The following is a 24,672-nucleotide window of genomic DNA, read 5'->3' as shown; positions in this document are numbered from 1 at the left end:
GTGAACACCCATTCCGGCCATGGCGACCAACCGTCGCGGATCGATGAAACCGACTCAGCACTGCGTGCGGAGGTCACTCTCCATCACACGGCCACCGTTCTGCACGTGCACGGCGAGATCGACGCCTGCAACCTGCCTCGATGGCGCACCATTCTCGATGGAGCCATCACGGCGGAGGGGGAGTCGGGCCACCTGGTGATCGACATCAGAGACGTGACGTTCATGTCCTGCCGGGCGATCCTCGACATGGCGACCCGCGCGCAGCAGAGTCAGTTGCGCATGAGTGTGGTCAATCCCGTGCCGTCGGTCACCAACCGGATCATCGTCGCGGCCGGTCTCACCGAGTGGCTACCCGTCTACCCGAGCCGAACCGAGGCTCTGGCCGCCGCGCCCGCGCCCACCCGAACGATTCCCCCGGCGTCGTGGACGACGACGTAGATCTGGGGCCGATAAGCCAGGTCCGGGTTCAATCGTTCGCAGCGGAGTGGGTGAGAATCGGCAGCAACGCCTTGGCACTGACCATGTGGTCCTGCCCGGCGAGCACCTGATGCCTCGCCTGGGGAATCGCCCCGGCGAGCTCCCGGGACACCTGCTGAATTCCGGGCGGGTTCTTCTCCCCGACAACGACTTTCACGGGAACCCGGATCTTCTCGAAACGTTCCACCGGGGGAAGTGTCTCGGTGATCGCGATGTCGTACATCAGTGTGGGGGCGAGTGCTTTCATCGTCGTCCACCCGGGAAACAGCGGTAGCAGCGCGACGAACGCGCCCGGCATCCCGATCCCGCGCAGAAACGCCTTCAGCGCTCGCGCGTTCTTCGCCTGGTCGAGCAGCGCACGCACCGTCGCGGCCAGCTCGGCGTAGGACGCCCGTTCGGCCTCGTCGTGCACATAGGGGGCGTCGTAGATCACGACCCTGTCGATCTTGTCCGGCATCCGTACCGCCGCTTCGAGCGCCAGCGCGGCACCCGAGGAATGTCCGTAGAGAATCGCGCGCCCACCGGCGGCATCGACCATCGCCTCGATGTCGTCGACTTCCCGCTCGATCGCATACGGCTGTACGTCCCCGCTGTCCCCACGGCCGCGCCGGTCGTAGTTGTACACGGTGAAGCGCGTGGCGAACACCCGCACGTCGGCGGCGATCGGCCGAAACCGCCGGAAACACGTCGCGCCGGTGATGTACACGAGCGCAGGCCCGTCACCGGACACGTCGTAGGCGAGTTCGGTGCCGTCCTTCGACGTAGCGATCCTCATAGCTGGTTCCTTTCGGTGCCCCGGCGCGCGCGGATCCCGATCGATCCACTGTCTATCACTACGACGATGTCGCCCCCGCAAACTCATCGGTGCGCCACGGGAGCGCTGTGCGGCGGAGCGGTATATTGCGCCGCGGCCCGACCGGGACGTGTTCGACGCGACGAATCAGGAGGATTCAGTGGTGATGGAATCAGGCACGGAGCCGGCGTCGATCGTCGCGCGTCGATGCGCACGGGCGGTCGCGGTGGTGCTGGCCGTCTGCGCTTCGGTGGTCCCGGCCGCCACCGCCGAGCCCGCGTCGGCCGGTCTCGAATTCTATTCTCCGGCACCGGAATCAGTGGCAGGAGAGCACGGATCGGTGATCTCGTCACAGCCGATTGCCGGGGAGCCGGGACTGCCGGGGGCGCGCAATTTCCTTGTGCTCTACCGGTCGGTGGATGTGCACGGTCAGCCGGTCGCCGTCTCCGGTACGGTCGCTGTCCCGGAGGGAACCCCGCCGGCCGGCGGTTGGCCGCTGGTCTCCTGGGCACACGGCACCACCGGCACCGCCGACGTGTGCGCACCTTCGCGGGACACCGGCGCCGGATTCCCCGCTCACGACTACACCTCGTTGACGCGCGAGACCCTGGCCCGGTGGATCGCTGCCGGATACGCGGTGGCGCAGACCGACTATCAGGGTTTGGGTACGCCGGGCCCGCACGGGTATCTGATCGGGGAGGCCGAGCAGCGTGCGGTCGCGGACATGGCCCTGGCGGCGCGGGTGATCGCGCCCGAGATCGGGACTCGCTGGGTGGCGATGGGGCATTCGCAGGGTGGTCAGGCCGCCGTCTACGCCAACGCGCGCTCGCAGCAGTGGGCGCCGCAACTGCGCTTGCTCGGTGCGGTAGCGATGGCGCCCGCCTCGCATCTGGGGCCGGTCGTGCAGGCCTTCACCCTCGCCCGGCGGACCGGCATCGCCGAGAAGGTGGACGCACCGGCGGGCTCGGTGTCGTTCATTCCGCTGTTCATCCGTGGCGCCCAGACCGTCGCCGACATCGATCCGTCGGCATTCCTTACCGCCGAAGCTGATTCGATGGTGGGCCAGGCCGATGACCGCTGCATCGGACAGCTGCGTGCGCGGGATTCCTGGGGCGGGCTCGGCGCGGGCGACACGTTCTCCGCCGACGCCGATCCCGGTGCGCTGGTGCGGGTTCTCGACGACAACGACCCCAGCGGGCTGGCTCTGACCACCCCGATGCTGGTCTTGCAGGGCAAGGCCGACACCGTCGTCCTGCCCGCCGGCACCGACGCCATGGTCGCTCAGCAGCAGCTGACCGGCCAACCCGTGGAATACCGCACCTACCCCGGCGTCGATCACCGCGCCATCCTCGGCGCGAGCAACGACGACGCCCTCGCCTGGGTGAACGCCCGCTTCGCCGACTGAAACACAGCGCGCACGTCCCGGCGATCACGCCGGTGGTGATCTCCGGCGAAACCACGGCGGATGTGGTCGGGGTGCACGACGGCCGACGGCCGGATTGGTACCGTGGCCGAAGTGCGTACTGTGGTTGCGTACGTGCTGGTAGCGGGCCCGGAGGGGCCTGTGCGGAGTCGGTGTCCCACGACGAGAGGCCGTTTCGATGCGAGCGCGGATCAGTGTGACCGTCGATGGGCGGACGCGGGTGGTGGACATCGACACCCGCACCACCCTGTTGGATGCCCTGCGTGAACAACTGGGCGTCACCAGCCCGAAGAAGGGCTGCGACCGCGGGCAATGCGGGTCGTGCACCGTCCTGCTGGACGGCCGAAGGGCGACGTCGTGCCTCGCGTTGGCCGTCGCACACGACGGGGCGACAATCGTCACCGCCGACGGACTGGCCGACGGTGACGACCTGCATCCGGTCCAGCGGGCATTCCTCGAACACGACGGCTTCCAGTGCGGCTACTGCACGCCGGGCCAGATCTGTTCGGCGGTCGGCATGCTCGACGAGGTGCGGGCGGGCGCACCGAGTCACGTGACGGCGGACCCCACGGGCGAGATCGTGCTGAGCGCCGACGAGATCCGGGAACGCATGAGCGGCAATCTGTGTCGCTGCGGGGCGTATCCGAACATCGTCGCGGCGATTCAGGAGGTCGCTCGATGAGGGAGTTCGCCTACGAACGCGCCACTGACGCGGGGCAAGCGGTAGCGGCCGTACTCGCCGAGCCCGACGCCGTATTCCTCGGTGCGGGAACCAATCTCGTCGATCACCTCAAACTCGGGATCATCGCGCCGGGCAAGCTCGTCGATGTCAGCGGACTGCCGCTCGATCAGGTGACCCAGCTGCCCGACGGCGGTGTCCGCATCGGGTCGGCGGTGCGCAATGCCGATCTCGCCGCGCATCCGGCCGTCCGGGCGCGGTACCCGATGCTGTCGGCTGCCCTGTTGGCGGGTGCGTCGGCCCAGCTGCGCAATCTCGCCACCACCGGCGGAAATCTGTTGCAGCGCACCAGATGTCCCTACTTCCAGGATTCGACTGTGCCGTGCAACAAGCGTGACCCGGGCACCGGATGCTCGGCGATCGGCGGGTTCGATCGAGACCAGGCCATCCTCGGCGCGTCCGATCAGTGCATCGCCACCCATCCCTCCGACATGGCGGTGGCGATGGCCGGGCTGGGTGCGGTCGTGCGGGTGCTCGGCGCCGTCGGTGAGCGCGAGATCCCACTGGTCGACCTCTATCGGCTGCCCGGCGGCGAACCCGAGCGGGACACGATCCTCGACCACGGTGACCTGATCACCGCCGTCGACCTGCCCGCGCTCGAGTGGGCGAGCACCTCCACCTACCGCAAGGTCCGCGATCGTGCGTCGTTCGCGTTCGCCATGGTCTCGGTGGCCGCCGCCGTCGACATCGCCGACGGCGTCGTGCGGGATGTGCGGATCGCGTTCGGCGGTGTCGCGGCCAAACCATGGCGAGCATTCGCCGCCGAAGCGCAATTGCGCGGCCGGGCGGCCACCGAGGAGAACTTCGCCGCCGCGGCGGATGTCGAACTCGCCGCTGCGCGCCCACAGCGGCAGAACGGTTTCAAGATCCCCTTGGCGCGCAATGTGCTCGTCGCGGCCCTGCGCGAGCTGAGCGAGGTGCGATGAACTCACCGGCGATCGGCAGCTCGCCCACCCGTATCGAAGGGCCGGCCAAACTCCGCGGTGTCGCGCCCTACGCGATGGAGCATCCGCAACAGGATCCGTTGTACGGCTTCGTGATTCAGTCGACGATCAGCCGCGGGCGTATCCGCGAGATCGACACCTCCGTGGCCGAACGGATGGACGGCGTCGTCACCGTGCTCACCCACCACAACGCTCCCCGGCTGGCCGTCGACGACGACAACGAACTGTTCATCCTGCAGAACGCCGAGATCGCGTTCCGCGGGCAAGCGATCGGCGCCGTCGTAGCGACGAGCCTGGAGGTGGCCTGCGAAGCGGCCGCGCACGTGCGGGTGACCTACGACGAGCAGACCGCCGACGTCACGTTCAGTGCCGACCGGGACGACCTCCACAACCCCGGGGAAGTGAGCGGCGGCTTTCCCGCCGACACCACGATCGGTGACGTCGACGCCGCCATGGCGATCGCCCCGGTCACCATCGACCACACCTATACGACCGCGATGGTCCACAACAACCCGATGGAACCGCATGCCACCATCGCGCACTGGACCGACGACACCTTGACGCTTTTCGACTCCACCCAGGGCCCGCATGTGGTGCGCGCCGAGATCGCGCCCCTGTTCGGCCTGGCGCCCGAGCGGGTGCGGGTGATCGCGCCCTTCGTCGGCGGTGGCTTCGGATCCAAAGGTGAGCCGCACGCCAATATCGTGCTCGCGGCGATGGCCGCGAAACTCTGCGACGGGCGACCCGTGAAACTCCCGCTGACCAGGCAACAGCTGTTCTCCCTCGCCGGTTATCGGACGCCGACCAGCCAGCGCGTCCGGCTCGGCGCGCACCCCGACGGCACCCTGACCGCCATCGCCCACGACGCGATCGCGCAGGCCTCCACCGTGAAGGAATTCGCCGAGCCGACCGCCGTGGTCACCCGCGTGATGTACGCGGCGGCCAACCGATCGACCTCGCACCGTTTCGCGGCACTGAATGTTCCCGTGTCGTCCTGGATGCGGGCGCCCGGGCACTGTCCGGGCATGTTCGCCGCGGAGACGGCGATGGACGAACTCGCGATCGCCCTCGGCATGGACCCGATCGCTGTGCGCATCCACAACGAACCCGAGGTCGACCCGGAATCAGGGCGCCCGTTCTCCACCCGTGGGCTGGTCGAATGCCTGCGTACCGGGGCGGAGCGCTTCGGCTGGGCAGAGCGTGACCCGGCCCCGAAGTCGCGGCGCGAAGGCCGATGGCTGGTCGGATCCGGAGTCGCCGCGGCGACCTACCCGGCCGATACCTCCGCGGGCAACAGCGCCCGCGTGCGCTACACCGGCGACCGCTACGAAGTCGCCATCGACGCCGTCGATATCGGTACCGGCACCTGGACCTCCCTCGGCCAGATCGCCGCCGACGCCCTCGGGGTCGACGCGGATCGCATCGATCTGCGCATCGGCGATTCCGATCTCCCCCAGGGGACGGTCGCGGGCGGTTCGACCGGCATGGCGTCCTGGGGTTCGGCCGTGGTGGGGGCCGCGCGGGCCTTCCGTGACCGCTTCGGGCCGGAACCCGTCGACGGCGCCGAGATCACGGTCGAGGCGCCCGAATATCCGGGGAGAGAGAACTTCTCGACGCATGCGTTCGGTGCGCACTTCGTCGAGGTCCGCGTGAACACCGACACCGCCGAGATCCGGGTTCCGCGCGTGGTCAGCGTTTTCGGCGCGGGCCGCATCATCAATCCACGGATGGCCCGTTCACAATTCATCGGCGCTGTCACCATGGGTCTGTCGATGGCGCTGTTCGAACAGAGCGAGTTCGATCCGCGCCTGGGCGCCGTGGTCAACCACGACCTCGCCGGGTACCACATCCCGGTCAACGCCGATATCGGCGAGATCGACGTCAGCTGGATCGACGAACACGATCCGCATCTGAACCCGATGGGCAGCAAGGGAATCGGCGAGATCGGCATCGTCGGCTCGGCGGCCGCGGTGGGCAACGCGATCCACCACGCCACCGGTGTCCGCGTTCGCCACGTGCCCATTCATCTCGAAGACCTGCTCGGCGCGCTCTGATCAGCAGCGGGTCGGCGCGGGTTCGCCACGGAACCTGGCTTCGATGAAGTTCCAGGCCTCGGGCAGACCCGCCACCGCGGTCGTCATGTGCTCGGCTATCTGATAGCGGGAGAACGTGACCGGCGCGCCTGCCGCGCAGTAGCGGGTGGCGACGTCTTCGACGGCGTCGAAGGGGGTCAGTTCGTCGAAGACGCCCTGCCAGATCAGCATCGGCGTCTCGGGCACCTCGGGGTCGTAGCGCAAACTGTTCTCCCGCAACACCGCTCGTGCCTCGGGGCTGTCCATCAGGGACTTGGTCGCCGCCAGCTGTTCGGCGCTGCGGGCCACACCGTGGAACAGCAGGAAGCGCCGGCATTCGTCAGCGGTGAAGTCACGGAACCACAGGCCCTCGCCGTTGAGCTGGTCGGAAATGGGCAGACGCCGGGGGTATTCGCGCTCCAGGCCCATCGCCGCCGCCCAGGCGAGGCCGAAACCGGGATGGTGCCCGAAGCCGATCCCGAGGGCCATCTGTTCGAGGTCGGCCGGGATGCCGCCGGCGGCGACGCCCGCGAGCTTCAGTTCCGGTGCGTAGGTCGGTTGCAGCGCGGCCGCCCACGCGGTCGCCAGCCCGCCGCCGGAGTACCCGGCGAGGGCGATGGGGGACTGGCCGAGGCCGAGTTCGGGCGCGCGCTGGAGCGCTCGCACACTGTCGAGGGTGACCATGCCGCTGAGCCGGGCGGCGCCGTAGGCGACATTCGGCCCGAGGTAGTCCGGCAAGGCGACCGCCCAACCGCGGCCCAGCGGCAGAGCCGCGCCGAAGGCGTCGGGGGTTTCGTCGTTGATCAGCGAGGTGGACGGGTTGCATTTGGTGCCGAGGGAATTGATCAGCGCCTGGTAGGACACCAGCGGCGGGTTCGTGACACCGGCGGGGATCAGGACCGTGGTGACGCCCATGATCGGGTCACCCGCGGAGTTGGTCGAGCGGAAGGCGACGTGCCAGATGTCGGTGCCCTGGTAGGGGCCGAGGTCGAACTTCCGTTGCCGCACCACATCACCGGGCGCGAAGTCGCCGATATCGGCCGGTGCGGTGAAGAAGGGATCGGGATTGGGGGTGGGGTAGCGCGGCTCCGGCGTCGCCGCGGGAGCGAAGATGGCGAGGGTGAGGCCGTAGAACAGCACCGTGAGTGCGGCCGTCAAAATCCGGCGCATGGTGGATCCTTCTCTCTGGCGGAAGTCAGCAGTTGCTCGGTGCGGGCTCGCCGCGGAAGCGGGCGTCGAGCCACGCGACGGCAGACGGGAAACCCATGACCGCGGTGGCCAGGTGGTCGGGGCTCGGATAGAGCTCCGACTGCACCGGTGTCCCGGCCTCGCAGTAGCGCTGGTTCGTGCGGTCGACCGCGTCGACGGGGATGAGCGGGTCGATGGGGGTGTGCCACTCGAAGATCGGGATCGTCGGCACGGGCTCGAACAGTTCCAGGCTGTTGGCGTCGCCGACTTCCCACGCTCGCGGGTCGTCGATCAGTGAGACGGTCGAGGCGAGGTCGGAGGCGCTGTGCATGGCTCCGGCGGCGATGAGTTCGACCGTGCACCCGTTGGCCATGGCATCGCGCACCGCCAGGCCGGTGTCGTTGAGCTGTCCGCTGATCGGCAGGCGGTCGGGGTATTCGCGTTCGAGTCCGAGTGCCGCGGCCATCGCGAGGCCGAACATGGGATGCGGGGCGAAGCCGAGTGCGCGCGCCATCGTGGTGATGTTCATCGGCACCCCGCCCTGCGCGGCGCCGACCAGGCGCAGTTCGGGCGCGTACTGCGGTGCGAGCGCGGCCGCCCAGCCGGTCGCCATGCCGCCGCCGGAGTACCCGAGCATGGCCGCCGGGCTGTCGGCGAGACCCAGTTGCGCGACCCTGGTCGCGGCCCGGATGCCGTCGAGAGTGATCTGGCCGCCGAGCCTGGCCGCGCCGTAGGCGGCGTTGGGGCCGAGATGGTCGGGCAGCGCGATGCTCCAGCCGCGCAGCAGCATCGTGTTCAGCAGCGGCACAGCGCGATAGAGCAGATTCGGATCGTAGGCGTAGAGGGCCCGCGAGACCGCGCACTGGGTGCCGAGGCCGTTGATGATGTGCTGGTAGGACAGCAGCGGCGCGCCGGGGCGATGGTCTTTCGGGGTGAGGATCGTGGTGGTCGCGGCGATCGGCCTGCCCTGGGAATCATTGGACCGGAACTTCACCAAAGTGACTGTGGCGGTGGGGAAGTAGGGCAGTGGCTCCTGGACCCGGACTGCCAGTACAGCCCCGGGTTCCTTGCTCGCGATGTCGGCGGGCGCGGCGTAGAACGGATCGGGGTCGGGAGCCGGGTACACCGGGGGTGCCCCGGCGGCCGACGGCGGGCCGGAGGCGGTGAGAAGCCCGACCATGACGGCGCAGGCCAGGGTGCGCAGGCTAATTCTCACGGATCACCGCCGACGCGGGGTAGCAAACACCGGTGGCGCGTTCGGATGCCGTCCACAACTGCTGCCAGAGGGCCCGATCCTGCGACAGCGCGCTCGACGGGCAGGCGCTGACCGGTCCCCGGGTGTTGAACAGCTTGGTCGGGCCCCAATAGATATCGGGATCCGCATCCGGGGCGGTGGCGGCATAGAGCATCGATTGTGCTGCCGCGGTGCGTGATTGGCCTACCAGGCGGATGAACGGTTCGGCAACGTAGTCGAGTGGCGTCTGCGTCTTGGCGACGAGGCCGGTCGGTGCGACGCCGGGGTGCACAGCGTAGGAACGCAGCGTCGACCCGGATTCGCGGAGCCTGCGCTGTAGTTCGCGGCCGAATATCAGGGTGGCCAGCTTCGATTCCGGGTAGGCCGCGTGTCGACTGTATCGGCGGTGCTCGAAGCGCAGATCGTCGAGCGGTAGTGCTTTGGTCCACCCGTGGGAAATGCTCGACAAAGAGATGACCCGGTCCTGGATCCGATCCAGGAGCAGGCCCGTCAGAGCGAAGTGACCGAGATGGTTGACGCCGAATTGTGTTTCGAATCCTTCGGCGGTACGGGCGAACGGCACATTCATCAATCCGGCATTGTTGATCAGCACATCGAATTCGCCGCGCTCTTGCGCGAAGCGCCGTACGTCGGACAGATCGGCAAGATCCAGGGCCGCCACGGAGATATCGCCGACCAGCCGATCAGCGATGGCGCGACCCCGTTCGGTATCACGGCACGCCATGATCACCGTGGCGCCACGGGCTGCCAACGTGCGGGTTACCACCTCACCGAGGCCGCCGTTGGCTCCGGTGATCACGAATCGTCGGCCGTGCTGATCCGGTATCGGATCGGGAGTCCTTGCCATGGCGCATGACCTTACGAATCGCGGTCACCGGGTGGCAATGCGTTTGGAAAATGTCAGGGACGACGCGAGGACTGTTGGTCGTTTCCCAAAGAGGCCCGGCGCGCGGGGAATTCGGTTGCCCGCTGTCGTAGCGTGGCGCCGGTCAGTGTTGTCGAGTGGATTGCCGGGCGAATACCCGATCCCGCCGCACTGCTCGATTCCCTGTCGATACCTCTGATGCAGGAGATGTTTGCCCTATGGCTCGCGAAGACGAACTACGCACTTACATGAAGAAGGCGATCCGGGAACTGCAGACCACCCGCGCGCGCCTCGATGATGTGGAAGCGCGGGCGACCGAGCCGATCGCCATCGTCGGCATGGCGTGCCGTTATCCGGGTGGGGTCACCTCGCCGGAGGAGTTGTGGCAGGCGTCGGTCGAGGGGCGCAGTCTGGTGTCGCCGTGGCCGGCCGATCGCGGCTGGGATGTCGAGGGTCTGTTCGATCCCGAGCCGGGTGTGCCGGGCAAGTCGTATGTGCGCACGGGCGGATTCCTCGACGGCGCTACCGGATTCGACGCGAACTTCTTCGGGATCAGCCCGCGTGAGGCGCAGGCGATGGATTCGCAGCAGCGACTCGTGCTCGAGACGGCCTGGGAGGCCTTCGAGCGGGCGGGCATCGACCCGACGACTGTTCGCGGCAGTGCCACGGGGGTCTTCGTCGGCTTGATGCCCGACACCGAGGGCCCGTCGTCGCGCGATATCGACGAGCGGGTGCGCGCGACGATCGAACAGTTCCTGATGACCGGTCAGGCGTCGAGTATCGCCTCGGGCCGGGTGTCGTATGTGCTGGGACTGGAAGGTCCGTCGGTCACCGTGGACACGGCGTGCTCGTCCTCGCTGGTCGCGATTCATCAGGCGGTGCGATCGTTGCGCTCCGGTGAGTCGACGATGGCGCTGGCCGGCGGTGTCACCGTGATGGCGACGCCCGCCGCGTTCGTCGCGTTCTCCACCCAGCGTGCGCTGGCGGCCGACGGCCGATGCAAGTCGTTCGCCGCGGGCGCCGACGGCACCGCATGGGGCGAAGGCGTCGGCATGCTGCTGCTCGAGCGCGTCTCCGAGGCCAGGCGCCTCGGGCACAAGATCCTGGGTCTGGTGCGTGGCACCGCGGTGAATTCCGACGGCGCGTCCAACGGTCTGACCGCCCCGAACGGGCGGTCCCAGCAGCGGGTGATCCGATCCGCGCTGGCCGATGCCGGGTTGAGCACGACCGAGGTGGACGTCGTCGAGGCGCACGGCACCGGCACCCGCCTGGGTGACCCCATCGAAGCGGAGGCCTTGCTCGCGACCTACGGCGCCGAGCGCGAGGGCGGCGAGGCGCTGCTGCTCGGGTCGCTCAAGTCGAATATGGGGCACACGCAAGCCGCCGCCGGGGTCGGTGGGCTGATCAAAATGGTGATGGCGATGCGGCACGGGGTGGTGCCGCCGACGCTGAACGTCGACGAGCCGACGCCGCACGTGGACTGGTCGTCCGGTTCGGTCCGGTTGGTCACCGAGGCGCGGGCATGGCCCGCGACCGGGCGGACGCCGCGCGCCGCGGTGTCGTCGTTCGGGATCAGCGGCACCAATGCGCACGTCGTCATCGAGCGGGGCGAATCCGCCCCGGCGATCGAGCGATCGCCCGCATCCGTCGCACCGCCGGTGATTCCGTGGGTCCTCACCGCGCGGTCCGCCGCGGCGGTGGCCGCGCAGGCAGGCGCGCTGCTCGGTCGGGTCGAGGCAGAACGTGGCGCCGACCCGGTCGATATCGGTGTCGCGCTGCTCGACACCCGCGCCCGGTTCGAGCATCGCGCCGTGATCGTCGGCCACGATGCCGAGGAGCTGACGGCCGGGCTGCGAGCGCTCGCGGACGGGCAGGGCGCACCGAATGTGGTGCGGGGCAGCGCGATCGCGGCCGTCACCGCGGTGATGTTCCCCGGTCAGGGTGCGCAACGTGCCGGGATGGGGCACGAGCTGTACCAGGGCTATCCGGTCTATCGCGCCGCCTTCGACGAGATCTGCGCGGAATTCGATCAGCATCGCGATACGCCGCTGCGCGAGACGATCTTCGACGATCGGGCAGACGCGACCTCGCTCGACCGGACCGAGATCGCCCAGATCGCGCTGTTCGCTACCGAGGTGGCGATGTACCGGCTGGCCGAATCATGGGGATTGCGACCGGCTTTCGTGCTCGGTCACTCGATCGGCGAGATCGTGGCGGCCTATGTGGCCGGGGTCTGGTCGCTGCCGGATGCCTGCACCCTGGTCGCCGCGCGTGGTCGGCTCATGCAGTCCGTGCCGCAGGGCGGGGCGATGGTCGCGGTCGCCGCGGACGCGGAGACCGTCGCCGAACTCGTGCGTCGATACGACGACGTGAGCATCGCCGCGGTGAACGGGCCCGCGTCCGTGGTTGTTTCGGGTGCGCCCGCGTCCGTCGACGCCATCGCCGAGCAGTTGGCGGCCGACGGTGTGCGTACCCACCGATTGCGGGTGAGTCATGCGTTCCATTCGCCCCAGATGGATGCTGTGCTGGCCGAATTCGGCGAAATCTGCCGGGGCCTGACCTATCGCCCGCCGACCCTGCCGGTGATCTCGGCGCTCACCGGCAAGGTGGCCGAGGCCGCGCAGTTGTGCTCGCCGGAATACTGGGTGAGCCACCTGCGCGAGCCGGTTCGCTACCTGGACGCGGTGCGGTGGGCGCGTGAACAGGGCGGGGTCAACTGCTTCGCCGAGATGGGCCCCGGGGCCGCGCTGACGGCGATGGTGCACGAGATCGTCGACGACGGTGTGGCGATGGCCGCCGTCGCGTTGCAGCGGCCGGGCATCGCGGGCGACCTCGCGTTCGTCGCAGGACTGTCCGCGCTGTATTCCCACGGGGCAGCACTGGATCTGGGCCCGCTCTTCGAAGGGGCCGACGCCCGCCCGGTAGACCTGCCTACCTATGCCTTCCAGCGTGATCGGTACTGGCTCGAGGTGAGCGAGGGCAGCAATGTGCGTGGCGCCGGGCTGGACGCCGACGACCATCCGCTGCTCGGTGCGAAGATCGGCCTCGCCCAGGACGGAGGATTGCTGCTGACCGGGCGGCTGTCGCTGCACTCGCACCCGTGGTTGGCCGGACACCGGATCGGTGGCGCGGTCCTGCTGCCCGGCACCGCGTTCATCGAAATCGCTTGGCATGCAGGCCAATTCGTGCAATGCCCAACCGTCGGCGAACTCGTGCTCGAAGCCCCGCTCGTGATCCCCGAGACCGGCGCGGTGGAACTACAGGTGCTGGTCGGACCGGCTGAGGAATCCGGGCATCGGACAGTCGGGGTGTACTCGCGTCTACAGACAGCTTCGGTGGAGGAGCTGCCGTGGAGCGGACACGCCACCGGCACCTTGCAACCGTTGGACGAGGTCGCGGCGTCGGCTGACGGCGCCTGGCCTCCTGCGGGTGCGGTGGCGGTGGCAGTCGGCGACCCGTACGAGGCGATGGCCGCGGTCGGCTACGACTACGGCTCCGCTTTTCGTGGCCTCGGCCAGATCTGGCGCCATGGCGACGAGATCCTCGCCGAGGTGGCATTGCCCGAATCAGCCGCCGGGGAGGCCGCCGAGTTCGGTCTGCACCCCGCGCTGCTCGACGCCGCACTGCACGCGATGATCGCGACCGGCACGGTCGGCCCGACTGAATCCGGCAAGATCCGGCTCCCGTTCGCCTGGGAAGGCGTCTCGCTGCACGCGGTCGGCGCGTCGTCGCTGCGGGTTCGCCTCACGCCGGTCGGCACCGACCGCATCGGTCTCGAACTCACCGATTCGGCGGGTAGGCCGGTGGCCAGCGCGCGATCACTGGCGCTGCGCGAGATCTCCCTCGAAGCGCTGGGTCAGCGCCCGGCGTCCTCGGACGGCGGACTGTACGAGATGAACTGGGTGACCGTACCCTCGCCCGAACCCATCGCGGAACAGGGCGAATGGTCCGAGCTGGACTTTGTCGACAGCAGAGTAGTTGTCGAGCGCTGCGCACGCGCTGATCGCGATCTCGTTGTCGTCCGCGTGCACAGCGATGCGACCGCATCCGTTCCCGCCGCCGTGCGCGAGCAGGTGATCGCCGTGCAGACGGTGGTGCAGCGATTGCTCACCGACGACGAATTCGCCAAGGCCCTGGTGGTTTTCGTGACCAGCGGCGCCGTGGCGATCCATGGCGCCGAGGATGTCGGTGACCTGGCCGGGGCGGCAGTGTGGGGTCTGCTGAGGTCCGCGCAGAACGAGAACCCCGGTCGCATCGCGTTGCTCGATCTCGATGATCGCGGCGACTACCGCGAGGCGGTGCGCAGCTGCGCCGCACTCACCACCGAGCCGCAACTGGCGATCCGGCACGGGGAGACGCACGCGCCGCGCCTGGTGCGCGCGGGTGCGGACACGGTCGGGTCGGCTGAGCTGCTCGGCGAGGACGAGTGGCGATTGGTCGACCACGGGCGCGGAACACTCCACGGCGACAACATGCTCCTGGCACCGGCCGAGATCGAGCCGCTCGGACCCGGGCAGGTGCGGATCGCGGTGCGGGCGGCGGGTGTGAACTTCCGCGATGTGCTGATCGTGCTCGGGATGTACCCGATCCCGAACACCGCCATCGGTGGCGAGGGTGCGGGGGTGATCGTCGAGGTCGCTCCCGATGTGGTGGACTTCGCGGTGGGCGATCGGGTGATGGGCATCTTCACCGGCGTCAGCGCCACGGTGGTGGCCGACCGGCGCACGGTCATCAAGATTCCGGAAGGCTGGTCGTTCGACGAGGCGGCGGCCGCGCCGATCGTGTTCGCGACGGCCTACTACTCGCTGGTCGACCTGGCGCGGGTGCGGTCGGGGGAGTCGCTGCTGATCCATGCCGCCACCGGCGGCGTCGGCATGGCCGCGGTCCAGCTCGCCCGCCATCTCGGGCTGGACCTCTACGTCACGGCCAGCCCCGGCAAGTGGGATGTGCTGCGCGCGAACGGCTTCGACGACGAGCGGATCGGCAATACGCGAACCACCGAGTTCAAGGCGAAGTTCCTCGAAGTGACCGGCGGACGTGGTGTCGATGTCGTGCTCGACTCCCTCGCGGGCGACAAGGTCGACGCGTCGCTGGACCTGCTGCCACGCGGCGGTCGGTTCATCGAGATGGGTCTGACCGATCTGCGTGACGCCGACGAGATCGCGGCAACCCACCCGGGCGTCCGATACCAGAACTTCATCCTGATGGAGGCGGGCCCGGACCGGCTGCACGAGATTCTGACCGAACTGCGCAAGCTGTTCGAATTCGGTGACCTCCAACCACTTCCGGTGACCCGATGGGACGTGCGGCGCGCACCCGAGGCGTTCCGTCAGCTGAGCCAGGCACGCCACGTCGGCAAATACGTCCTGACCGTGCCGACCCCGCTCGACCGCGACGGCACCGTTCTGGTGACCGGCGGCACCGGTGGACTCGGCGCGCTGGCCGCCCGGCACCTGGTGACCACCTATGGAGTTCGGCACCTGCTGTTGACCAGTCGTCGCGGATTCGACGCGGACGGCGCGAGCGAACTCGCCGCCGAACTGTCCGCGCTCGGCGCCCAGGTCGACATCGCCGCCTGCGATGTCGGCGACCGCGACGCTCTCGCCGCACTGGTGGCGGCGATCCCCGCCGCGCACCCGCTGACCGGCGTCGTCCACACCGCGGGCGTCGTCGAGGACGCGTTGTTCAGCGAGCACACTCCCGAACACATCCCCACAGTGCTGCGCCCCAAGGCCGATGCCGCCTGGCACCTGCACGAGGTGACCGACGGGCGCCCGCTGGCGATGTTCGTGATGTACTCCTCGATCGCGGGCCTGCTCGGCAACCCGGGCCAGGCGAACTACGCCGCGGCCAACGGGTTCCTCGACGCGCTGGCCCAGCACCGCAGACACCGTGGCCTGACCGCCACCGCGATGGCGTGGGGGCTGTGGGAGCGCGGGACCGGCATCACGGGGCACCTGACCGAGCGCGACCTGCGGCGAATGCGCCGTGAAGGGCTGATCCCGCTCACCGACGACGACGGCATGTCCCTGTTCGACAATGCCCTGTCGACCGGCAGAGCGCTGGCCGTACCCGCACGCCTGGACCTCACGGCGCTGGGCTCGCTCGGCGATGTCGACGAGATGCCCGCGATGCTGCGCTCGCTGCTGCGCGGCCCGCGCCGGGCGGCCGGCGGTGGTTCCGATGAGTCGGCGAAGCTGCTGTCGAGCCTCACCGGCCAGGAGCCCGCCGAACAGGAGCGGATCATCCTCGGCGTCATCCGGTCGCACGCGGCGGCCGTCCTCGGTCACGCGTCGGCGGAGGCGGTGCCCGCTGATACCGCGTTCACCGACCTGGGCTTCGACTCGTTGGGCGCCGTGGAATTCCGCAACCGGCTCGAGGCGGCCACCGGCGCGAAGCTGCGCACGACGATCGTCTTCGACTACCCCAATGCCGCCGCGCTGGCGAGTTACCTGCGCACCGAGATCGCGCCCGTGGACGACCCGGGCGCCCGCATCGCCGGACAGCTCGACGCAGTGGCGGCGGGATGCGCCGGTGTGGAGCTGCCGCCGGAGCGGGTCGAGGAACTGCTGCTGCGGATCAACGACCTCGTGCGCACCCTGCGCGGCGACTCGCCGCGCGATCTGGTCGACAACATCGACGGTGCCGACGACGACGCCCTGTTCGATCTCATCGACCAGGTCCGTTCGGTCTGAGCCGAGACAGAAAGCGAGAGACCGATGGCCACCGAAGCGGAACTTCGCACGTATCTCAAACGCGCCACCCGGCAGTTACAGGAGACCAGACAGCAGCTCGAGGACGAGCAGGCACGCGCACGGGAACCGATCGCGATCGTGGGAATGTCGTGCCGGTTCCCCGGCGGGATCGAATCGCCCGAGCACCTGTGGGAGGCGCTGATCGAGGGGCGCGACCTGATCTCGGAGTTCCCGGCCGATCGCGGCTGGGACGTGGACGGCTTCTACGATCCCGACCCGGACAAATTCGCCAAATCCTATGTGCGAGAAGGTGGTTTCCTCGCGGGAGCGGGCGAGTTCGACGCCGGATTCTTCGGGATCAGCCCGCGCGAGGCCGAGGCGATGGACCCGCAGCAGCGCCTGCTGCTCGAGCTCGCATGGGAATCGGTCGAGCAGGCCCGTGTCGACCCGACGACGTTGCGCGGCACCGATACCGGTGTGTTCGTGGGATTCAGCGATCAAGGTTACGGATTCGGCGCCACGCGGGCATGGGATGGCGCGGAGACCTACTACTTCACCGGCAACCATGCCTCGATGGCGGCGGGTCGGGTCGCGTACCTGCTGGGTCTGGAAGGACCGGCGGTCACCGTCGACACCGCCTGCTCTTCGTCGCTGGTCGCGATTCATCAGGCGATGCAGTCGCTACGCCTGCGCGAATGCGGCCTGGCGCTCGCCGGCGGCGTGACGGTGATGTCCACCCCGATGCCGTTCGCGCTGTTCTCGCGTCAGCGTGCGCTGGCGCCCAACGGGCGATGCAAGTCCTACGCCGCGGGCGCGGACGGCACCGCCTGGGGTGAGGGAGTCGGTGTCGTTCTCCTGGAACGTCTTTCGGAGGCGCAGCGGCACGGGCACCGAGTGCTCGCGGTGTTGCGCGGTTCGGCGGTGAACAGCGACGGCGCGTCCAACGGGCTCACCGCACCGCGCGGACCGGCGCAGCAGCGGGTGATCGGGTCCGCGCTGGCCAATGCCGGCCTGCGCGCGTCCGACATCGACATGGTGGAGGGCCACGGCACCGGCACCGTGCTCGGTGACCCGGTGGAGGCGCAGGCCCTGCTGGCCACCTACGGGCAGCGCGACGGTGCGCCGCCACTGCTGCTGGGATCGGTGAAATCGAATATGGGACACACGCAGTCGGCCGCGGGCGTGGCCGGACTGATCAAGGCGGTGCAGGCCATTCGCCACGGGATGGTTCCGCCCACGCTGCACGTGGACGCGCCGACCTCGCACGCCGACTGGACCGGGGATCGAATCCGGCTGGTGCTGCGGCCACAGCCGTGGCCGACCACCGAACACCCACGCCGGGCCGCGGTGTCGTCCTTCGGGATCAGCGGCACCAACGCCCACTTGATCGTCGAGCAAGCACCGGAACCCGAAGCACCCGAGATGATCTCGGCCGATACCCGCCACGCAGTGGTGCCCGCGGCCGCCTCCACGCAGACCTTCGCCCCGGCGCATTCGAGGCCCACGCCCTCGCCGGCTCCATGGCTGCTCTCGGCACGCACCGCCGCCGCACTGTGCGACCAGGCGGCCCGCCTACGCGCGGCAGTCGCGAATTCCCCGGACGATCTCGCCGACATCGCGCACTCCTTGGCAACCACGAGAACGAGATTCGACCATCGCGCCGTCGTCGTGGCGAACACCCGCGGCGAGTTCCTGGAAGGACTCACGGCCATCGCCGGTGAACACACCGCCCCCTCGGCAGTCCTGTCACGCCGTGGCACCGGCGGCAATCTGGCGATGATGTTCCCCGGTCAGGGCGGACAACTGTCGGGCATCGGCCGCGGGCTCTCTGACACGTACCCGGTGTTCGCCGAGGCGCTCGACACGATCTGCGCGGGTTTCGACGCCTATCTCGAGCATCCGTTGCGGACCGAGATGTTCGGAACGGGTGAGTTGCTCGCGCGGACCGACTACACCCAGCCCGCCGTGTTCGCCGTGCAGGTGGCTCTGTTCCGGCTGTTCGAATCCTGGGGTGTAGTACCGGATTTCGTTGTCGGTCACTCGATCGGTGAACTCTCCGCCGCGCACGTCGCGGGTGTGCTGTCCCTGGACGACGCGGTGGCTGTGGTCGCCGCGCGCGGTCGGCTGATGCAGCGGATGGACCCGGGAGCGATGGTCTCCGTGCGGGCAACCATGGCCGAGGTCGCGGCCTCCATCGCCGGTCGCGAGGCCGAGGTGTCGGTCGCCGCGGCCAACGGGCCGAACGCCACCGTGATCGCAGGCGATGTCGCCGCGGTGGGTGAGCTCGCCCGGCACTGGCGCGAACGCGGCCGACGAGTAGCCAGGCTCGGCGTAGACCGTGGCTTCCACTCGCCGCACGTGGACGCGATCGTCGACGAATTCCGCTCGGTCGTCGCGACCGTTCGCCTCCAGGAACCGCGCATCCCTTTCCTCTCCACCGTGACCGGCACGGAATCGGCACCGGGACAGCTGACTTCGATCGAATACTGGGTACGTCAGGCCCGCGAGCCGGTGCGTTTCCACGAGAGTGTGCTGCGGCTGCACGAATCCGGCGTCGTCACCTATCTCGAACTCGGTGCGGGAGACACCCTGTCCGGCCTGGTCTACGAGACACTCGCCGATACCGGCAGCACGGCCATTCCGGTGCTGCGACCCGGGGCCGACGAAGCCGGCTCGGCGATCAAAGCCGTTGCGGGAGCCTGGGTCGCCGGTGCCGAAGTCGGTTGGTCGGCACTGTGTTCCGACGACACCACCAGGGTTGTCGATCTGCCGACCTATGCGTTCCAGCATCGGCGCTACTGGGTTCACACCGACAGTGCCGTCCTCGAAAGCATGATCGGCGTCGCCGGCGCCGAACTCGCCGGTGACCGGACTGCCGCCCGGCGCGACGCACCGGCAGGGGAGGCACCGTCCGCGCGTTCGGACCTGCTGACCGTTCCCGAGGACCGGCGCCGCGATGTCGCGGTCAACCTGGTGGTCGATCAGATCCGCGAGATCCTCATCGACCTCACCGAGGACGAGATCGACCTCGACGCCACGGTTCTCGCGATCGGGCTCACCTCGCTGTCCGCCCTCGAACTCCGCGGAAGGATCAATGCCGCCGCGGGCACCCAGCTCTCGCTGGAGGACCTGTTCACCCACCCGACGCCACGGGCACTGGGCGCCGTACTCGCCACCAGGATCTGGATCGACGCGCCGACCCACGAGGCGGTGCTCGCGTGAACGGGGGACTGTCGCCGGTACGCGGCACCCTCGGATTCGAACAATTGGTGCCCGCCGCGCTGGCTCACCGGCGCGGACTCGCCGAGGTCTACGTCGCCGACACCGCGGTCGTCGGCAGCTCGGAATACCTTGCCGCCGTGCAGGTGCCACGGGCGCACTCGCTGTGGTTCGATCGGCTCGTCGCCTACCACGATCCTTTCTCCGCCGTCGAGGCCGTCCGGCAGGCACTGCTCGTCGTCGGTCAGCGACACCTCGGTGTGCCCGCCGACGCACCGGCCAGCCTGCAACGGATGGCGTTCGCGGTGGAAGACCTGAGCCTGTTCCGCGACAGTGAACGCGACCCGCTCGAGGGGGTGGTGCGCCTGCGACCCGGCGCGGCGGGCACCGGGCGCGGTTACTACCACGATGTATCCTTCGACGCCACGCTGTCCGTCCACGGGGCACTGGCCATGACGCTGCGCGGCAGCGGAATCACCTTTCCCCGTGACGCTTACGACGAGTTCCGCGAACTCCAGCAGGGCAAGCGCTCCACCCTCGCTGCGGTCGGTCCCGACTCGGTGCGGCGTTTGCCACCTGAACTCGTCGGCAGGCGCGACCCGCGCAATGTCGTGCTCGCCCGTACCACGGCCCAAGACCTCGTCGTGGTGGTGGACCGCGGCCATCCGAGCTTCTTCGACCACCAATACGACCATGTCCCCGGCCCGTTGCTGCTCGAGGCGTTCCGGCAGGCAGCGGTGCTGTCCGCGACCTCGGCGGGACTGCTCACCTCACCGGTCGCCGCGGTGATCGACCTCGAGGCCCAGTTCACCGACTTCGCCGAACTGGACGCCCCCATCACCTGTACTACCGCCGCCGTCGGCGATCTCGACCTGGACGAGATCACGGTCGAGGTGGGGCTGCACCAGTACGGCAACCGCATCGCCCTCGCCCACGTCGAGCTGGCGCACTATCCCGTGTCCACGCAACGACAGGAGCTCGGATCATGACCACAGCATCGGCTAAACGGTACGCGGTTGTCGGCGGCGGCTTGTCCGGCATCGGCGCCGCGTTCGCGCTGCACCGGGCAGGCCACACCGTCGAACTGCTCGAGCAGGACACGGTGCTCGGCGGCCGCTGCGGCTTCGACACCCTCGGCGGTCGGCCGATCATGATGGGCGGCAAGAACATCGGCCGCCATTACCACGAGCTGCGCGGGTTCGTCGCCGCGTCCGGGGAGCGGGCGTACGAGCCCTTCGGGATCAACAGCTCGCAGATCATCAACGGCGAACTGGTGACACTCGACAACCCCGGCATCGCCGGATTCCTTCGCCATCTGCTGCGCATGGGTTCGCCGATCGACGCGGCGCGCATGCTCTACTACGGTGCGCGCGTTCGATTCGACGAACGCAATCGCTACCTGGGGTCGGACTGGTTCGGGAAAGCGGGCACCGCCAACGACAGCGTCGCGCTCGGCGCGCATTTCGGCACCGAGTTCGGACGTACTGTGCTGCGACCGTTGACAGTCCGGCTCAACGCCGCCGAACCGGACGAGGTATACCTCGGCGCGTTCGGGGTGAGCCTCGGCATGGTGCAGGACCGCTACGACCAGCTCGTCGACGGCATGCAGCCGGTCCTGGACTGGTTCGCCGGACGGGTGCCGGTCCGGCTCGGCACCCGTGTGGATCGCCTCGTGGTGCGGGACGGCCGGGTGATCGGACTCGATACGGCGGAAAACGGCGGTGCCACTACCTTTTCCGCCTACGACGGTGTCGTCCTGGCGATCCCGGCGCACGCCGCCGCCGGACTGCTGGAACCCGTGGTTCCCGCGCTGAGCAAGGCATTGAGCGAGGTGGCCTACTACCCGTCCACGGTCGCGGTGGTGCAGTACGAGCAGCCCTTCTTCGGCAGCACCGTTCGCTCGATCGCGTTCGACTCGGGGCCGTGCAGTGCCGCGGGGGTCTACGGCGTGAACGATCTCGACATCGTCCGCTACACCTTCAGCGGGCGCGATGCCCGGCCGAGCCCGGATGCGCAGCTCTTGGCGACGTGGATCGACGACGCCGAGGCGAAGGTACGCGGTCATCTCGGCGGCCCGGCGATCGAGCGGGTGCGTACCGAAACACGCAGCTGGGCCGCGGCGCATTGCGCCTACCTCCCCGATCACGCCGGCTTCCGCACGGTGGTGCGCGAACAGACCGAATCCGTTGCGGGACTCCAGCTTGCGGGTGACTACCTGCTGGGCGCCCAGTTGGAGGCCTGCTACCGATCCGGCATCGCCGCGGCCCTGGCATTGATCGCGTGAGCCCGGCCAGGGGCGCCACGTGAGATCACGCGGCGCCCCTGGTGTGCACCATATCGTCGGCGAGCAGTGCGATACGGGCCCGCAGAATGCCCTCCGCGGTCGTGAGATCGAGGTCGGTCAGCCCGCTCACTCGACGCAGCCGGTAGTCGATGGTGTTGGGGTGCACATGCAGTCGCCGGCCGGTGGCTTTGCGATTGAGGCCCGTGGCCATATAGGTCCGCAGCGTTTCCAGCAGCTCGGGATGGGTGGCGAGTGGGGCGATGACACCGGCCAGATGCTCGCGCGCCGGACCGGGGCGGGTGAGCTGATATTCGATCGCGACATCCGAGAGCTCGTACAGCCCAGCGGGTTTGGCGATGCCGCGCACCAGCTCGAGCAGCTCGTGTGCCTCCTCGGTGGCCTGCGGGATCTGCTCGGTCGGGGCGGGCACCAGGGTCGCGGTGAGCTCGACTCCCGAGGTCGCGCCGATCGTGGCGAGGACATCGCCGGTCATGCGCGGCAGCTCGGGTTCATCGCTCGGGATCAGCAGGGTGCCACCGTTGGTGCTCAGCAGGGCCAGTGACCGTGAGGCGAAAGCATCGGCCAGCGCCGCCTGCACCCGCCGCAGTTTGCGGCGCGCCACCACCTGCGCGTCCACGCGCGGGTCGTGCTCCTCGGCCAGCTCCGGAATCATCAGCGCCACCACCTGATAGGAATCGGCGACTCTGATTCCGGTCTGCCGGGTGAGCGCGCCGACACCGTGGCCGCTCAGCAGCGCCGACACCATCGTCTGCGCGCCGGTCTGGTGTTCCTTGGCGACCTGGCGTTGCTCGTCGAGATAGGCGCTCGTCACGGTCGCGTTGATGACCTCGAGCGTGCGCAGCAGCAGGCGGGTACCCGCGACGACCTCGGCGAGGTCGGCTGCGGTCACCTGCCCGACGACGAGCTCGAAGCCGATCCGGAACCCCTCCGCGTAGGCGCGCAACAGGGTGCCGACGGGCACGCCCTCCCGCGCGTGCTGGGCGGATGCCGCGCGCAGCGCCACCAGTTGCTGCTCGGACGGTGTGGTGCGCTTGTCCAGCATCTCCATCGCCAGCGCCAGGCAGCGGCGGGTGAACTCGGTGACGTCACCCCGCATCGCCTCGCTCGGCAGTGACTGGCAGGGCATCACGTTCTCGGCGAAATAGGAGACCAGCTGCGAAACCAGCTCGTCGGCGTTTCCCAGAAAACTCGACGCGGCCCGGCCGCCCGCGATGGTGAGCGGATTGGGTATCCGGTCCATGGCTTGAGAATTCATCGAGTGCACTCCGGTGTGGCAGACAGCGAATGGGGCTGGTCGTGGGACTTGTGTGAATCGCAACATAGCCACATCGGAGGTCGTAGTCGCCGGTCCCATGGAATGGCCTGGTGGGATCACGACGACCTCACAGCCGGGGTTGTGCGGACTCACAAGCCCGTGGCGTCACCTGTTCGCCGCACGGTTGCGGTGCAGTCCGACGCGGTCATAGACCGACGTGCTCACCGCACCGAGGACCAGCCCGACCGCCAGGCCCAGCGCGGTCATCCAGAAGCCCCTCGCGAGCCCGGATCCCAGATCGGCGTCGAAGTACAGGATCGCGCGGACCGCCGTGTACACCTGATGCAGCGGTTCGAACGAGGCCAGCACGCCGAAGTAGCGAGGCGTGGCCTCGATCGGCACCGAACCGGCCGAGGACGGCAGCCCGAGAATGACGAACACGATCAGGTTCACCAGCAGCCCCGCCGAGCCGAGCGCGGCGAGCACCGACAGGCCGGTGACACCGACGGCGATCATCGCGAACGTGCTGTAGAGGAACAGCGGAAGGGGCTGTGCGACAGGCATCTCCAGCATGCGCGCGACGACGAGCAGTACCGCCGCCACAAGATGTGCCGCGACGATGAGCACGCCCCATTTGAGCAGCAGTGTGCGCCATCGGGAGATCCGCGCGGGCCGCACGTGCGGTGACCACGGCCCGTACTCGGTCGGCACGAATCCCAGTGCGCCGTCGACCATCGTGTGCACGATCATCGCGCCGAGCGTGCCCGCGAGCAGCAGGACGAGCGCGTAGAAGAACGCGCCGAGCCCGGCGCCGCTGCCGTCGGGCAGCGGATGGAACTCGGTGTGGATCACCTGGACCGGGTTGCGCAGCGTCACCGCGGTCGCACCCGGCAGTGCGTAGTCAGGACCGAGTGTCCCGGTCACGGTATCGAGTAGCTGCTCACCGATCCGTGTGTTCACCTCGGTCAATGCCCGGTCGCTGAATCGCTGCATGATCGCCGAGGCGAACGCGCCGGTGCGTGGATTGGTCCGCACGGTGATCGTGGGACGTTCGATCTCGCCGGGAATCACGCTCCCCGTGCCGAGATTGCCGAGTCGTTTGGTGAAGTCGCCCGCGATGATGATCGCGCCGTAGAGTTCGCCGCTGCGTAGCTGTCTTTCGGCCTGGGCAATTCCCAGTACGCGCAGGTCGATCTTGTCCGCGGGTACAGCGTCGCGCAATGCGGTGGTGATCTCGTTGCCGATATCGCGCCATTGCGGTGGCGAACCCAGCGTATCGCCCACATCCTGGTCGACCAGCGCGATCGGGAAGTCGTGCAGATTCTTCTCGGGGTCGACGATGTAGCCGAGATACATCGTGGCCATCAGCGCACTGAGCAAGGTCAGGACGATCGTCGGGAACAGCCAGATACGCACCGCCGCACGCTAACAGCGGCCGAGGC

General features: G+C 68.8%; 15 protein-coding genes. 9 read left to right on the top strand and 6 right to left on the bottom strand.

The features are described 5' to 3' along the window. Entirely contained in the window at positions 1-438 is a 438-nt protein-coding gene (locus tag ACFULV_RS15455; protein WP_378656983.1) for an anti-sigma factor antagonist, read from the top strand. Between the two features lie 28 nt (positions 439-466). Here ACFULV_RS15455 and ACFULV_RS15450 read toward each other — a convergent pair whose 3' ends face one another. Then, positions 467-1,252, bottom strand: a complete 786-nt coding sequence (locus ACFULV_RS15450) for an alpha/beta fold hydrolase (RefSeq protein WP_378656982.1) — start codon at positions 1,250-1,252, stop codon at positions 467-469. Positions 1,253-1,436: 184 nt separating this feature from the next. Between ACFULV_RS15450 and ACFULV_RS15445 the strand changes: the two genes are divergently transcribed. The 4 genes from ACFULV_RS15445 (at position 1,437) to ACFULV_RS15430 (ending at position 6,430) form a co-directional block, all read left to right on the top strand. Further along, on the top strand, positions 1,437-2,675 hold the full coding sequence (locus tag ACFULV_RS15445; RefSeq protein ID WP_378656979.1) for an alpha/beta hydrolase family protein: 1,239 nt from the start codon (positions 1,437-1,439) through the stop codon (positions 2,673-2,675). A gap of 196 nt (positions 2,676-2,871) precedes the next feature. Next, complete coding sequence (locus ACFULV_RS15440) at positions 2,872-3,375, top strand: 2Fe-2S iron-sulfur cluster-binding protein (RefSeq protein ID WP_378630208.1); 504 nt, start codon at positions 2,872-2,874, stop codon at positions 3,373-3,375. Next, positions 3,372-4,358, top strand: a complete 987-nt coding sequence (locus ACFULV_RS15435; RefSeq protein WP_378656977.1) for an FAD binding domain-containing protein — start codon at positions 3,372-3,374, stop codon at positions 4,356-4,358. The genes ACFULV_RS15440 and ACFULV_RS15435 overlap by 4 nt, the downstream gene beginning before the upstream one ends. Beyond that, the gene (locus ACFULV_RS15430) at positions 4,355-6,430 is read left to right on the top strand and encodes a xanthine dehydrogenase family protein molybdopterin-binding subunit (RefSeq protein WP_378656975.1); all 2,076 of its coding nucleotides are present in this window, start codon (positions 4,355-4,357) and stop codon (positions 6,428-6,430) included. Before ACFULV_RS15435 ends, ACFULV_RS15430 begins: the two co-directional genes overlap by 4 nt. Here the strand turns inward: ACFULV_RS15430 and ACFULV_RS15425 are convergent, their stop codons facing one another. Genes ACFULV_RS15425 through ACFULV_RS15415 form a run of 3 tightly spaced genes read right to left on the bottom strand, consistent with a single transcriptional unit; the run spans position 6,431 to position 9,738 of the window. Beyond that, positions 6,431-7,618 (bottom strand): lipase family protein, encoded by a 1,188-nt coding sequence (locus tag ACFULV_RS15425; RefSeq protein ID WP_378630212.1) that lies wholly within the window; start codon positions 7,616-7,618, stop codon positions 6,431-6,433. It abuts the gene before it with no gap. Positions 7,619-7,643: 25 nt separating this feature from the next. Next, positions 7,644-8,816 (bottom strand): lipase family protein, encoded by a 1,173-nt coding sequence (locus tag ACFULV_RS15420; protein WP_378631429.1) that lies wholly within the window; start codon positions 8,814-8,816, stop codon positions 7,644-7,646. Positions 8,817-8,841: 25 nt separating this feature from the next. Then, positions 8,842-9,738 carry an SDR family NAD(P)-dependent oxidoreductase gene (locus ACFULV_RS15415; RefSeq protein WP_378656972.1) on the bottom strand — a complete coding sequence of 299 codons (897 nt, stop codon included), beginning with the start codon at positions 9,736-9,738 and terminating at the stop codon, positions 8,842-8,844. A gap of 236 nt (positions 9,739-9,974) precedes the next feature. Here ACFULV_RS15415 and ACFULV_RS15410 point away from each other — a divergent pair, with 236 nt between their 5' ends. From ACFULV_RS15410 to ACFULV_RS15395, 4 genes are read left to right on the top strand one after another with little or no spacing between them, the layout of a single operon-like run. Then, positions 9,975-16,451, top strand: coding sequence for a type I polyketide synthase (locus ACFULV_RS15410; protein WP_378656970.1), 6,477 nt, complete (start codon positions 9,975-9,977; stop codon positions 16,449-16,451). A 24-nt stretch (positions 16,452-16,475) separates the two neighbouring features. Continuing rightward, positions 16,476-19,673: a type I polyketide synthase gene (locus ACFULV_RS15405; protein WP_378656967.1), complete on the top strand. Its 3,198-nt coding sequence runs from the start codon at positions 16,476-16,478 to the stop codon at positions 19,671-19,673. Next, positions 19,670-20,659: an AfsA-related hotdog domain-containing protein gene (locus tag ACFULV_RS15400; RefSeq protein ID WP_378656964.1), complete on the top strand. Its 990-nt coding sequence runs from the start codon at positions 19,670-19,672 to the stop codon at positions 20,657-20,659. Before ACFULV_RS15405 ends, ACFULV_RS15400 begins: the two co-directional genes overlap by 4 nt. Beyond that, entirely contained in the window at positions 20,656-21,954 is a 1,299-nt protein-coding gene (locus ACFULV_RS15395; protein ID WP_378656962.1) for an FAD-dependent oxidoreductase, read from the top strand. Before ACFULV_RS15400 ends, ACFULV_RS15395 begins: the two co-directional genes overlap by 4 nt. A gap of 25 nt (positions 21,955-21,979) precedes the next feature. On the opposite strand, the gene ACFULV_RS15390 is transcribed toward ACFULV_RS15395, so the two are convergent. Further along, the gene (locus ACFULV_RS15390) at positions 21,980-23,230 is read right to left on the bottom strand and encodes a PucR family transcriptional regulator (RefSeq protein WP_378630226.1); all 1,251 of its coding nucleotides are present in this window, start codon (positions 23,228-23,230) and stop codon (positions 21,980-21,982) included. Between the two features lie 165 nt (positions 23,231-23,395). Next, the gene (locus tag ACFULV_RS15385) at positions 23,396-24,646 is read right to left on the bottom strand and encodes a YhgE/Pip domain-containing protein (RefSeq protein WP_378656960.1); all 1,251 of its coding nucleotides are present in this window, start codon (positions 24,644-24,646) and stop codon (positions 23,396-23,398) included. Between the last annotated feature and the right edge of the window lie 26 nt (positions 24,647-24,672).

The sequence above is a fragment of the Nocardia sp. NPDC057272 genome (genome assembly GCF_042668615.1).
GTDB lineage: Bacteria > Actinomycetota > Actinomycetes > Mycobacteriales > Mycobacteriaceae > Nocardia.
Note: the sequence above shows the minus strand (reverse complement) of the source record. Positions and strands in the feature narration are given on the sequence as shown.